The organism is Methylobacterium indicum (assembly GCF_001043895.1).
Taxonomy (GTDB): Bacteria; Pseudomonadota; Alphaproteobacteria; order Rhizobiales; family Beijerinckiaceae; genus Methylobacterium; species Methylobacterium indicum.
Map to the genome: position 1 here is coordinate 1 of NZ_JTHF01000031.1, position 11,525 is coordinate 11,525.

9 protein-coding genes and 1 riboswitch are annotated in these 11,525 nt (G+C 72.8%); of the genes, 4 read left to right on the top strand and 5 right to left on the bottom strand.

Annotated elements, in window-relative coordinates; translation table 11 throughout:
• Both QR78_RS04275 and QR78_RS04280 read right to left on the bottom strand, forming a co-directional pair.
• On the bottom strand, positions 1–2,870 hold a 2,870-nt coding region (locus QR78_RS04275; RefSeq protein ID WP_053220791.1), incomplete at its 3' end, for a PAS-domain containing protein.
• A gap of 254 nt (positions 2,871–3,124) precedes the next feature.
• Complete coding sequence (locus QR78_RS04280) at positions 3,125–3,706, bottom strand: MarR family winged helix-turn-helix transcriptional regulator (protein ID WP_048426265.1); 582 nt, start codon at positions 3,704–3,706, stop codon at positions 3,125–3,127.
• A 210-nt stretch (positions 3,707–3,916) separates the two neighbouring features.
• Between QR78_RS04280 and QR78_RS04285 the strand changes: the two genes are divergently transcribed.
• From QR78_RS04285 to QR78_RS04295, 3 genes are all read left to right on the top strand, one after another.
• Positions 3,917–4,720, top strand: coding sequence for a creatininase family protein (locus tag QR78_RS04285; RefSeq protein ID WP_048426266.1), 804 nt, complete (start codon positions 3,917–3,919; stop codon positions 4,718–4,720).
• Positions 4,721–4,794: 74 nt separating this feature from the next.
• Positions 4,795–5,757, top strand: coding sequence for a CobW family GTP-binding protein (locus QR78_RS04290; protein ID WP_048426267.1), 963 nt, complete (start codon positions 4,795–4,797; stop codon positions 5,755–5,757).
• 145 nt (positions 5,758–5,902) lie between these two features.
• A riboswitch (glycine riboswitch) is annotated at positions 5,903–6,007 on the top strand.
• Between the two features lie 135 nt (positions 6,008–6,142).
• Positions 6,143–7,420: a D-amino acid dehydrogenase gene (locus QR78_RS04295; protein WP_202972715.1), complete on the top strand. Its 1,278-nt coding sequence runs from the start codon at positions 6,143–6,145 to the stop codon at positions 7,418–7,420.
• Positions 7,421–7,544: 124 nt separating this feature from the next.
• On the opposite strand, the gene nhaA is transcribed toward QR78_RS04295, so the two are convergent.
• Complete coding sequence (gene nhaA, locus QR78_RS04300) at positions 7,545–8,753, bottom strand: Na+/H+ antiporter NhaA (RefSeq protein WP_048426269.1); 1,209 nt, start codon at positions 8,751–8,753, stop codon at positions 7,545–7,547.
• 392 nt (positions 8,754–9,145) lie between these two features.
• On the opposite strand from nhaA, the gene QR78_RS04305 reads away from it, so the two are divergent.
• On the top strand, positions 9,146–9,916 hold the full coding sequence (locus QR78_RS04305; RefSeq protein WP_048426273.1) for a potassium channel family protein: 771 nt from the start codon (positions 9,146–9,148) through the stop codon (positions 9,914–9,916).
• A gap of 12 nt (positions 9,917–9,928) precedes the next feature.
• Here the strand turns inward: QR78_RS04305 and QR78_RS04310 are convergent, their stop codons facing one another.
• On the bottom strand, positions 9,929–10,537 hold the full coding sequence (locus tag QR78_RS04310; protein WP_048426270.1) for a helix-hairpin-helix domain-containing protein: 609 nt from the start codon (positions 10,535–10,537) through the stop codon (positions 9,929–9,931).
• Positions 10,538–10,766: 229 nt separating this feature from the next.
• Positions 10,767–11,525: C40 family peptidase (locus QR78_RS04315; protein WP_048426271.1), on the bottom strand; the 759-nt coding region annotated here is incomplete at its 5' end.

Here is an 11,525-nt window from a genome sequence, read left to right on the forward strand (position 1 = left end):
CCGGGCATCTGCACGTCCATCAGCACCACGTCGTGGGCGCCGGCCTGCACGGCGGAGACCGCCTCGGCCCCGTCCGCCACCACGGTCACCCGGTGGCCGCGGCGTTCCAGGATCGCCCGGGCGATGTCCTGGTTGACCGGGCTGTCCTCGACGAGCAGCACCCGGGCCGGCCGGTCGAGCGGGATCGCGGCGCCGCGGGCCGGGGTCGCCTCCTCCGCGACGGCCTCCGCCAGCGGCACGCTGAACCAGAAGGTCGAGCCTTCGCCGGGCCGGCTCTCGACCCCGATCTCGCCGCCCATCGTCTCGATCAGGCGCCGGCTGATCGCGAGGCCGAGGCCCGTGCCGCCGAAGCGGCGCTGGATCGAGCCGTCGACTTGCGAGAAGCGCTGGAAGAGCCGGCCGAGCCGGTCGGCCGGGATCCCGATCCCGGTATCGTGGATCGCGGCCCTGAGGAGGTGGCGGCCGTCGCCGAGGGGCGTCGTGGCCAGCAGCAGGGTGACGTGGCCCGCCGGAGTGAACTTGATCGCGTTGTTGAGGAGGTTGAGCAGGACCTGGCGCAGCCGGTCGGGATCGCCGACGAGGCGCGGGGCGAGGCCGGGCTCGGCCCGCACCGCGAGGCTCAGGCGCTTGGCCTCGGCGGCGCCGCCGACGATCGCCACGGCGTTGTCGGCCAGCGAGGCCGGCGCGAAGGGCTGGGGATCGAGGTCGATCTGCCCCGCCTCGATCTTCGAGAAGTCGAGGACGTCGTTGACGACCGTCAGCAGGGCCTGGCCGGCATCCTGGATCCGCTCGGCGCTGCGGGCCTGGGCCGGCGACAGGGTGCCGGCACGCATCAGGAGGTCGGCGTAGCCGATCACGCCGTTGAGCGGCGTGCGGATCTCGTGGGACATCGTCGCCAGGAACTCGGTCTTGGCCGCGCTCGCGGCCTCGGCCTGGAGCCGCGCGGCCTCGGCGACGCGGTTGGCCTCCAGGACGGCGAGCTCGCGCCGCTTGCGCTCGGTCACGTCGGAGAAGGTGCGGATCGCCCCGCCCTCGGCGAGGCGCACGGTGCGCACCTCGAGCACGGTGCCGTTCGGCCGCGTGCGCTCGTAGACCGGCGGCGCGCCGAGGTGGTCGCCGGTGAGCGCGAGCCAGGGCTCGCGGACGGCCTGTGCATCGCCGAACTCCCCGGCGGCGTCCTGCCGGGCCACGACCTCGGCGAAGGCCGGGCGGCAATGGCGGTATTCGGGCGGCAGGCCGAGCAGGTCGATCGCCCGCTCGTTGCAGAGCTGGACGATGCCCGCGGCGTCGATCAGCAGCACCCCCTGGTCCATGTTGGCGAGGGTCGCGTCGAGCAGCGCCTTCTTGTGCCGCAACGCCGCCTCGGCCGCCCGCCGGGCGGTGATGTCGGTGATGGTGCGCAGCACCCCGCCCTCGGCGGTGGGCGCGTTGTGGACCTCGAGGATCGTGCCGTTCGGCCGCGTGCGCTCGTAGCGCTCGCCCAGCACCGCGAGGTCGCCCATCGCGATCGCCTGCCCGAAGGCCGGATCGACCCCCGCATATTCCCCTGCCGCGTCGAGCGCCCGCCGCATCTCCGCCCGCGACGGCTGCGTCGCCAGGAAGGCGGGGTCGAGGTCGAGGAGCTCGGCGAGGCGCCGGTTCGTCACCGCGACGGTCCCCTGGGCATCGACCATGATCAGGCCCTGGTCCATCGCGTCGAGGGTGGTGGTGAGCACCGCCTCCTTGGCGACGAGCTCGCGGGTGCGCGCGGCGATGCGGTTCTCGAGGTCGGCGTTGCTCTCGCGCAGGGCGTCGGCCTGCCGGTGCAGGGTGGCGGAGGTCTCCGCCAGCACCGCCCCGACCTCGTTCACCTCCCGCACCGGCGTCACCGGCGTCCGCAGCGGGATGCCCCGGCGCAGGTCGTCCGCCGCCTTGGCGAGGAGCGCCTTGGCGAGCAGGATGCGGCGCCCGGCGAGCAGCGAGGCGACGAGCGCGATCAGCCCGAGGCCGAGGACCACCGGCGCCAGCACCAGGACGGAGGTGACGAGCGGCGCCTGCAGGGCCGCCTGCGCGACGCCGATCGTCACCACCCAGCCCGACGGCACCGAGCGATGATGGGTGCCGAAGACCGGAATGCCGCTCAGGTTGCGGCCCTTCCACTGCCCGGTCGTCTCCGTGATGGTGTCGAAGCCCGGCAGGGGCTTGCCGGCCGCCGCGTCGGTCTCGACCGAGCGGCCGATGACGATGCCCGCCCGGTCGGCGATCGAGCCCGAATAGGGGGCGGCCACGCCCGCCGCCCGCAGGATCTCGCCGAACAGCGCGGCGGGCAGCGTGGCGGTGAGGAGGCGGGTCACCGCGCCGTCGCGCCGGACCGGCACCGTGACGGCGACGACCGGCCGGCCCGACCCGGCCTCGGCGAAGAGCCCCGAGATCGTCGGCGCGCCGGTCTCCTGCACGGTGCGGTCGTCGGCGAGGGGGCCGCCCGGCAGGGTCGCGCCCCGGGGCAGCCGGGTGTTCACCCGCTCGCGGCCGTCGGGATCGCGCAGCACGATCTCGACCCCCGGCAGGCGCACCAGCTCCCGCGCCTGGCGGTCGAACCGGGCGTCGTCGCCCGCCTCCAGGGCCGGCGAGGTGGCGAGCGCCCGCAGCATCGCCACCTGGCCGCCGAGGAAGCCGTCGATCTGCTCGACCGCGTGGGCGTTCAGGGTCGCGGTGCGCTCCTCCATCCGGGCCTGCTCGGCCTGGACCCAGCGCTGGGCGATCAGCCCGATGATGATGAGCGCCGGCACCAGCAGGGCGGCGGCCAGCGCCGTGACGTGGGCCCAGAGGGGGCGGGCGCGAAAGCCCGGCGACCGCGTGGCGCGGTCGCTCCTGTGATCGTGATCGGACACTGTTTCCGGCCCGGCGCCGTCGCGCCCGCCGCGAACGGGTCGCCCCACGGCAGAAAACTGACAAACGACGGACTTGGCAAGGTGATCCCCCGCCGCAGCGCCGGATCATTCAACATAGGCCGCGCCGCGCCGCGGGATAATCCGTTCGGCGAAGCGGGTGCCGGCCCGCGCTTGTCGGTCCGGGGCGTCCTCACTCAAGGGCGTCGCCGGTCCAGGGCGTCGCCGGTCCAGGACGTCGTCAGTCCAGGACGTCGTCAGTCCATGTCCCGGCTCGAATCCCCGGCATCGAGACCGTCGAGGTCGTCCTCGGCCTCGCCGTCGGACTCGTGCGCGTCGAGGCCGGCGGCCTCGGCGAGGTTGCGGGCGGCGCGGCGCAGGAGCTTGCGCAGGCGCCGGCGCTCCTTGCCGTCGAAGCCGTCCAGCATCTCGGCCTCGACGTCGTCCCAGATGCCCTCGATCGCCTTCGCCTTGGCCAGGCCGGCCTCGGTCAGGCGGACCCGGACGACGCGGCCGTCCCCGGCCTCGGTGCGGCGCTCGACCACCCCCATGGCGGCGAGCCGCGTGATGGTCTTCGAGGCGGTGGGCGGGCGCACCCGCAGGGTGGCGGCGAGGTCGCCCATGGTCATGGTGCCCGCCGCCGCGAGCGCCTGGACCACCTGCTCCTGGCCGGCGAAGAGGTCGAGATCCGCCAGGCGGTCGCCGATGCGGCCGCGATGGAGGCGCGCGGCCTGCATCAGGGCCCAGCCGACGCTCTTGGCGCCGGGGGGCCGGAGGCGCTTGGACGCCCGGCGCGGCGTGTCCACGGCTACGGCCACTGCCTGCTCGCCCGCTGCCATGGCGTTCAGCCCCTGTTTCGAGACGGATCCTGCCGCGCGTGCACCGTGAGCGCAAGGACGGCGGACCGGGCGCCGCGACGGCACCCCGACGCGCACATGCCAGCCCGCCTGTGACGCCTGGATGACGAGGCCCCGGTTCCGGCCCGCCCCGCCGCGGCTTATGTTGCCGGCGATCGACAGACGTGACGGACAGATGTGGAGGAGACGCGCATGCCGGCCCGGCCCTGGGGCGACCTGACCACCGAGGAATGCCGCGAGGGCGCGCTGCGGGCCGCCGTGGCGGTGCTGCCGGTCGCGGCCGTGGAGCAGCACGGGCCGCACCTGCCGCTCTCCACCGACGTCGTCATCGCCGAAGGCTACCTCGCGCGGGTCGTGGACCTCGTCCCCGCCGACCTCGACGTCCGGGTGCTGCCGGTGCAGAGCGTCGGCCTGTCGCCCGAGCACGCGGACTTTCCCGGCACCCTGACGTTGACCCCCGAGACGGCGCTGAAGGCCTGGGGCGAGATCGGCGACGGGGTGGCGCGGGCGGGCTGCCGCCGGCTCGTCATCGTCTCCTCGCATGGCGGCAACAGCGCGCTCGTCGACCTCGTAGCGTTGGGGTTGCGCGGCCGGCACGGGATGGTGGCGGTCACCACCGCCTGGAGCCGCTTCGGCACGCCGCCGGACTCGTTTCCCGAGGACGAGGTGCGCCACGGCATCCATGGCGGCGGCATCGAGACCGCCCTGATGCTGGCGTTGCGCCCCGACCTCGTGCGCCGGCCCGCGATCCGCGACTTCGTGCCGGCGACGCGGGAGATCGCGCGCAGCTACACTCATCTGCGGGCCGGGCGCCCGGCGGCCTTCGCCTGGCACGCGCAGGACCTGAACCCCGCGGGCGCCATCGGCGACGCGCGCCTCGGCACGGCGGAGGCGGGGCGGGCCCTCCTCGATCACGGCGCCCGGGCCTTCGTCGAGCTGCTGGGCGACGTCGCCCGCTTCCCCGCGCCCGATCCGGCCTCCCGCGGCGGCGGGTGACACACTATATCACCGGTCAGTGCGGCGCCCCGGCGGCGTCCGCGCCCCGTCCGGTTGCAGAAGAAGCCTCCCGCATGTCCGACAAGATTCCCGTCACGGTGCTCACCGGCTACCTCGGCGCCGGCAAGACCACCCTCCTCAACCGCATCCTCACCGAGCCGCACGGCAAGCGCTACGCCGTGATCGTCAACGAGTTCGGCGAGATCGGCATCGACAACGACCTCGTGGTCGGCGCCGACGAGGAAGTGTTCGAGATGAACAACGGCTGCATCTGCTGCACCGTGCGCGGCGACCTGATCCGCATCATGGACGGGCTGATGAAGCGCAAGGGCAAGTTCGACGCCATCATCGTCGAGACCACCGGCCTCGCCGAGCCGGCGCCGGTGGCCCAGACCTTCTTCGTCGACCAGGATGTCGGCGAGGCCGCCACCCTCGACGCGGTGGTGACGGTGGTGGACGCCAAGTGGCTGTCCGAGCGCCTGAAGGACGCCCCCGAGGCCAGGAACCAGGTCGCCTTCGCGGACGTGATCCTGCTCAACAAGGCCGATCTCGTCGACGAGGCCGGCCTCGACGCCGTCGAGCGCCAGATCCGCGCCATCAACGCCTCCGCGGAGATCCACCGGACCCAGCATTGCGCCATCGCCCTCGACAAGGTGCTCGGCCGCAACGCCTTCGACCTCGCCCGCATCGTCGAGATCGAGCCGGAATTCCTCGAGGAAGGCCACCATCACCACCATTCCGAGGAGATCCAGTCGATCTCGGCCCGGCTGCCGGGCGCCGTCGATCCCAACAAGTTCATGCCGTGGATCTCCGACCTGACCCAGGTCCAGGGCGCCGACATCCTGCGCTGCAAGGGCATCGTCAGCTTCCCCGACGAGCCGCGCCGCTTCGTCTTCCAGGGCGTCCACATGATCCTCGACGGCGACCTGCAGGACGAGTGGAAGCCCGGCGACCCGCGCGAATCCCGCGTCGTCTTCATCGGTCGCCACCTCGACCCGGACCAGATCCGCAAGGGGTTCGAGGCTTGCCGGGCCTGAGCGGGGCTTGCCGGGCCTGAGCGACGCTCGCCTGGCCTGAGCGGGTCGGTCGCCTCCGCTTGAGCGGGAGCGACCGATCCTGGCGATTCCGCGACTCTTTGCACTTTTGTCCGACGGGCGGCCATGTTAGAGGCTTGGCCGTCCGTTGATGGTCGCGGGAGAGACCGGCTTCGCGCCGGCACCGAAGGGGAAAGGCGTGCCAGCCGTGCTGCGCGCCGAAGCTCTCAGGTCAAAGGACCGCGATCGAGAGGACACTCTGGAGAGGGCGCCACGACGCCCGCCGATGGAGCAAGCCGGGTCGTGAACCCGGCGAATCTCTCAGGCCACCCGAACAGAGTTCCAACCCCTGCCACCTGCCTTCGACGAGGCGGGAAGGATGGAACGCGTGTCGGGACAAAAGACCTCCTTCGATCTCATCGTGCTCGGCGCCGGCGTCGTCGGCACCGCCACCGCCTACTGGGCCGCCAAGGCCGGCCTGTCGGTCTGCGTGATCGACCGCCAGAGCGGCGCCGGCCTCGAGACCAGCTACGCCAATGGCGGCCAGATCTCGGTGAGCCACGCCGAGCCCTGGGCCAATCCGAGCGCGCCGCTCAAGGTGATGAAGTGGCTCTTCGATGCGCGTGCGCCGCTGCTCTTCACCCCCCGGTTCGACCGGCACCAATGGTCGTGGATCGCCGGCTTCCTGCGCAACTGCACGCCCGAGCGGGCGCGCCGCAACACCGTCGAGATCGTGCGGCTCGGCGCCTATAGCCGCGCCAAGCTCCAGGAGATCCGCGCCGCCGAGAGCCTGGCCTACGCCGAGAAGACGCTGGGCATCCTGCATTTCTACCGCGACGCCAAGGAGTTCGAGGCCGCCAAGCCCGTCGCCGAGCTGATGCGCCAGCACGGCTGCGAGCGCCGGGTGATCGGCCGCGACGAGGTGCTGGCGCTCGAGCCGGCCTTCGCCCACGCCATCGACGACGTGGTCGGCGCCACCTACACGGCCGAGGACGAGAGCGGCGACGCCCGCGCCTTCACCCAGGCGCTCGCCGCCCGCACCGCCGCGATGGGGGCGACGTTCCTGTACGGCTCGGAGGCGACGCGCCTGCTGCTCTCTCCGTCGGGCGACCGAATCACCGGCGTCGAGGTGATGGTCGAAGGCGGGCATCAGCGGTTGTCCGCCCCGAACGTCGTCGTGTCGCTCGGCTCGTGGTCGGCGCCGTTCCTGCGCCGCTACGGCGTCAATCTCGCGATCTACCCGGCCAAGGGCTACTCGGTCTCGATCCCGATCGAGGGCCATAACGGCGCGCCGCAGGTCAGCCTGACCGACGACGAGTACAAGCTGGTCTACTCGAACCTCGGCACCCATCTGCGGGTCGCCGGCACCGCCGAACTCTCGGGCTATACCCGCCACCTCGATGCGGCGCGGGTCGCGGCGATCCTGGAGAACGCGCGGCGTACCTTCCCGAATGCCGGCAACTTTTCCGCCGCCACCGCCTGGAGCGGCCTGCGCCCGACCACGCCCTCGAACGTGCCCTATCTCGGCCGCACCCAGATCCGGGGCCTCGTGCTCAATACCGGCCACGGCACGCTGGGCTGGACCATGGCGGCGGGCTCCGGCCGCATCGCCGCCGACCTCGTGACCGAGCGCGAGACCGAGATCCCGGCGCCGCTCGCGGCGTGACCGGTGCGGCCCCCGGTGCACGGCATCGGGGGCCTTCGCGAGAGGCCGGATGCTCGGCGCCGAGCATCCGGTTCTCCGGCCGATCCGGCCCGTTCGACGGCCCGACGATCGCGCGGGCCCGGCATCAGGACCCGTGCGCCGCCGCCGGCTTCGGCGCGCGCGGCGCCAAGCGCAGCACCAGCGCCCCGGCCGCCATGCAGGCGAGCGAACCGACCAGCACGCCGATCTTGGTCTCCGCTTCGAGCTCGGGGCTCGCGGCGAAGGCCAGCAGGCCGATGAACAGGCTCATCGTGAAGCCGACGCCGCACAGCAGCGCCACGCCGTAGACCTGCAGCCAGGTCGCGTGCGCCGGCCGCTGGGCCCAGCCGAGCCGGACCAGGGCCAGCACGAACCCGAACACGCCGAGCTGCTTGCCGACGAACAGGCCGAGCGCGACCCCGAGCGTCACCGGATCGAGCAGCATGGCCGGCTTGAACCCGGCCAGCGACACGCCCGCATTGGCGAACCCGAAGATCGGCAGGATCAGGAACGCCGACCACGGATGGATGGCGTGCTCGAGGATGTGCAGCGGCGAGGTCGGATCGTCCGGCTTGCCGACGCTGAGCCGCAGCGGGATCGTCAGCGCGAGCAGCACGCCCGCGATGGTCGCGTGCACGCCGGACTTCAGGACGAACACCCACAGCACCGCGCCGAGCAGCAGGTAGGGCCACAGACGTGCGACGCCGGCCTTGTTCATCCCGTAGAGGATGGCGAGCGTCAGGCCGGCGCCGCCGAGCATCGGCAGCGACAGGTCGGCGGTGTAGAAGGCCGCGATGATGAGGACGGCCCCGAGGTCGTCGATGATCGCCAGGGCGGTGAGGAACACCTTGAGCGAGACCGGCACGCGCGAACCGAGCAGCGCCAGCACCCCGAGGGCGAAGGCGATGTCGGTCGCCGCCGGGATCGCCCAGCCGCGCAGGGTGTCCGGCGAGTGCCGGTTGACCGCGGCATAGACCAGCGCCGGCATCAGCATGCCGCCGAGCGCGGCGATCCCGGGCAGGATGCGGTCGGGCCAGGTGCGCAACCGCCCGTCCAGCATCTCGCGCTTGATCTCCAGGCCGACCAGCAGGAAGAACACCGCCATCAGGGCATCGTTGATCCAGTGCAGGACCGAGAGCGGGCCGAGATCGGTCTTGAGGACCGCGAAGTAGCTCCCGGAGAGAGGCGAGTTCGCCACGACCAGCGCCAGCGCGGCGCTCGCCATCAACACCAGGCCGCCGCTGGCCTCGTTGTGCAGCATGTTGCGCAGGGCCGAGAGCGGCCGGCGAACCGGGAGGGGGGCCTGAACGCTCATGTCGTCGCCTTGCCGAAATGTGGAGGATGCGTCGGCGAAACCCGACCCGCCGCCGGGCATGTCGGGTCTGCCGCGATGATCGGATCGATGGACCGCATCACGACGCCTGCGCCGGGGGCAGGACGACGGCCATGTCGCCGGTGGGACCGGGGAGGCTGCCCGGCCGCATGAGGCCAAGTCGGATGGGGCCGGGTCGAATAAGGCCAAGTCGGATGAGGCATGGGCACGGGTCTTCCCCGCTGGCGGCCCGACCAGCGGCAGACATCCTGCAGGTCCCGCTGCGGGACCGCACACCTTGGCGCCCGTATCCCATCGATCGGATCGGTGCGCAACGGGCGCCGGCGGTCGGAATGCGCTATGGGGCGGCGGCGCCCGTCCGACCGATCGGAACCATGACTCCGCTGAAAGCCAGACTGCAGGCCCTCTACGAGGGCGACACCGATCGGGCGCATCGCTTCCGGTACGCCCTGCTCGCCTTCGACATCGCGACGATCGCCTTCGTGATCGTGACCTCGTTCCTGCCGCTCTCGTCCTGGATCGTCGCCTGCGACGTGGTCCTCGGCCTCGGGGTGCTGGCCGATTTCGCCGGCCGCCTGGCGATCAGCCGCGCGCCGGCGCGCGAGTTCCTGCGCCTCAGCACCTGGACGGACGTGGTGGCGATCGCCTCGTTCCTCGCGCCGATGTTCGTGCAGGGCGTCGGCTTCCTGCGCATCCTGCGCACGCTTCGCCTCCTGCGCACCTACCAGCTGCTCGACCGGCTGCGCCAGGACAGCACCGTCTTCCGGCGCAACGAAGAGGCCATCCTGGCCGCCACCAACCTGATGGTGTTCGTGTTCGTGATGACCGGCGTGGTCTACGTCACGCAGGCCGGCAGCAATCCGGCGATCGGCAGCCCGGTCGATGCGCTCTACTTCACGGTCACGTCGCTGACGACCACCGGCTACGGCGACATCACCCTGCCGGGCCCGTCGGGCCGGTTGATCTCGGTCTTCGTGATGATCTGCGGCGTGACCCTGTTCTTCCGCCTCGCCCAGGTGGTGTTCCGGCCCTACAAGGTGCGCTTTCCCTGTCCGACCTGCGGGCTGCAGCGCCACGAGCCGGATGCCGTGCACTGCAAGGCTTGCGGGACCACGCTGAACATCCCCGACGAGGGCCTCGACTGATCCGGAGAGCTCCTACCGTACCGTCACCTGGCCCTTGATCTTCTCGTAGGTCGCCCGGCTCAGGACGCGCTTCGACAGGAGATCGCCCGGCGAGGTGTAGGGCCGCCGGGCGACGATCGCCTTGCCGATCATGCCGCCGCCCAGCCCGTTCAGCTCCGCCACGCTGGCGGTGTTGAGGTCGACGGCGCCGGCCGGGGCGGGAGCGGAGGCCGGCTCGTCGTTCGCCGCGACCGGTGGCACGGCCGGCGGGCCGAAGACCGGGGGAGGGGTGGGCTCCGGCACCGTCGCCGGGGCGGCGCTCGGCACCGGAACGGGAACCGGCGCAGGTGCCGGAGCGGGTGCCGGATCCGCCGCCGGGGGCTGGCGCGGCGCCGGCGGCTCGGCGGCGCGCGGGCCCGGATAGACCGAGCGCACCGGGTCTCCGCTCTCGCTGGTCGGCGGCGGCACGGTCCGGCTCGCCGTGGGGCTCGCTGTGGAGCTCTTGCCGGTCTCCGCGCGTTTGGGCGGCTCGGAGATGTTGGGGCCGGTCGCCCGCGGCATCAGGAACTGCCACAGGCCGGCGAGACCGGCTGCCAGCACGACGATGACGAGGGCGCGGGTGACGGCCGAACCGGTCAGCATCGCGGGCGGGTATCCTCGGAGCACGAGTGGGTGGGCCGCCGACGGCGAACCCTCGCGTCCCAATCTATCGCAGGTGATGGCCGAGGCGAGGCGGCGCGACCCCCGCCCGGCCGGTATTCCGCCGGATGTCCACGGGTTTGCACGCGCGATCCGTCGCGCACCGGGCGGTTTCCCCAGTGTCGGGATCGGACAGGTCCAAGGAAAGGCCTCCGGGCTCGGCCCCCGACGGTCAGCCGGGGAGGAGGCGGCGGATCGCGCGGATCGCCCCGTCGCCGGTGCCGGGCCCCGTGCGGCCGCCGCGGATGCGGGCTTGCGCCTCGGCGAGCGGCTCGACCGCCACCGCCATGTGATGACCGTTGGCGTGGATCAGACGTGTCTCGTCCAGCATCATCCCGACATGGCCGCGCCAGAATACCAGGTCGCCCCGCCGCAGGCCGGCGAGGTCCGCCGCGACCGGCACCGCCTCGCCGAGGGCGGCCTCCTGCTGGTCGCTGTCGCGCGGCGCCGCGATCCCGGCGGCGGCGAGCGCCGTCTGCACCAGACCGGAGCAGTCGAGCCCGAGGCTGCTGCGTCCGCCCCAGAGATAGGGGACGCCGAGGAAGCGCAGGGCCGTCGCGGCGACGTCCGGCTCGATCGCGTCGAGGGGGGCGAGGTGGCCGGCCCAGACGAAGCCGCCGTCGTGCAGGCGCGCATAGGCGCCGTCCCGCGCCGCGACCGCCACCCGGGCGCCGAGGCTGAGCGCCCCGAGGGCGGGCCGCTTCAGGTCGGCGGCGGGATACAGAAAAGTGCGCAGGGCCGCGACCCGGTGGGTCGGTGCGGGATCGACGGGCCCGAGCGCCTCCGCCGGCAGGTAGCCGACATAGCCGTCCGCCGCGAGCTGCGCGAAGGCGAACCCGTCGCGCAGGTCGTAGACGGTCGCCGCCTCGCCGAGCAGCGCCTCACTGTCGAGGGCGGCGGCGGGGTCGGGCGCGCGGCGCAGGGGGGCGAG

Excerpts from the sequence above, each read along its gene's own strand:
- QR78_RS04285 (WP_048426266.1), top strand. The coding sequence starts at position 3,917 with ATGCCGGCCCGGCCCTGGGGCGACCTGACCACCGAGGAATGCCGCGAG.
- QR78_RS04310 (WP_048426270.1), bottom strand. The coding sequence starts at position 10,537 with ATGCTGACCGGTTCGGCCGTCACCCGCGCCCTCGTCATCGTCGTGCTG.
- QR78_RS04290 (WP_048426267.1), top strand. The coding sequence starts at position 4,795 with ATGTCCGACAAGATTCCCGTCACGGTGCTCACCGGCTACCTCGGCGCC.
- nhaA (WP_048426269.1), bottom strand. The coding sequence starts at position 8,753 with ATGAGCGTTCAGGCCCCCCTCCCGGTTCGCCGGCCGCTCTCGGCCCTG.
- QR78_RS04280 (WP_048426265.1), bottom strand. The coding sequence starts at position 3,706 with ATGGCAGCGGGCGAGCAGGCAGTGGCCGTAGCCGTGGACACGCCGCGC.
- QR78_RS04305 (WP_048426273.1), top strand. The coding sequence starts at position 9,146 with ATGACTCCGCTGAAAGCCAGACTGCAGGCCCTCTACGAGGGCGACACC.